The following is an 861-nucleotide window of genomic DNA, read 5'->3' on the forward strand; positions in this document are numbered from 1 at the left end:
CCCTTTGGGAACGATGTGAATCTGGTGTTGTGCCAGGAGCATCAGATTCACATCGTTAGGAGCGCCTGGTGGTAGGGGCGTGGATTGTGGATCAAAGAGCGGGGCGGGCGTGCAGGCGCTCGGCGGCGGCGGCGACGGTGGCGCCGTGGCGGGTGCCGGGGGAGCGGGTCAGCCGTGCGACCGGGCCGGACAGTGACAACGCCGCGATGACGCGGCCGCCGGCGTCGCGGACCGGGGCCGACACCGAGGCGAGCCCGGCCTCGCGCTCGCCGACGCTCTCGGCCCAGCCGCGGCGTCGCACCCGCTCCAGGTCGGCCGCATCGAACACCGCCCCCGGGGGAATGGCCGTATCGACCGGTGGGCCGTTCACATCCGGGCTCACATCCGGGCTCGCATCCGCGCTCGCCGTGCCGGTGAAGGCGAGCAGCACCTGCGCTCCCGATCCGGCGGTCATCGGCAACGTGGATCCCACCGGGACGGTGTCGCGCAGGCCGCTGGCGCGTTCGGCCGCGGCCACGCACACCCGCACGTCCCCGTGGCGCACGTAGAGCTGGCTGCTCTCGCCGGTGGCGTCGCGCAGCGCGGTCAGGACAGGTGCCGCCGCGTCCACCAAGGCCCAGGGTAGCGGCACGGCGCCACCGGCGGCCAGCCGCGGCCCGGGGATGAAGCGGCCGCGGGAGTCCCGGCCGACGAGCCGGTGCACCTCGAGCGCGGCGGCGAGCCGGTGTGCGGTCGCCCGGCTCAGCCCGGTGCGGGTAACGAGCTCACCGAGGGACACCGGACCCGCCTCCACCACGCTGAGCACGGCAGCCGCCTTGTCCAGAACGCCGACTCCGCTAAGCTGTTCCATAGACTGATACT

1 protein-coding gene is annotated in these 861 nt (G+C 73.5%); it reads right to left on the reverse strand.

Annotated features, from left to right (window positions below; translation table 11 throughout):
- Nucleotides 1-91: 91 nt before the first annotated feature.
- Nucleotides 92-850, reverse strand: coding sequence for an IclR family transcriptional regulator (locus U9980_RS05575; protein WP_322766983.1), 759 nt, complete (start codon nt 848-850; stop codon nt 92-94).
- Between the last annotated feature and the right edge of the window lie 11 nt (nt 851-861).

Origin of the sequence: Protofrankia sp. Cr1 (assembly GCF_963555865.1) — a bacterium.
GTDB lineage: Bacteria > Actinomycetota > Actinomycetes > Frankiales > Frankiaceae > Protofrankia.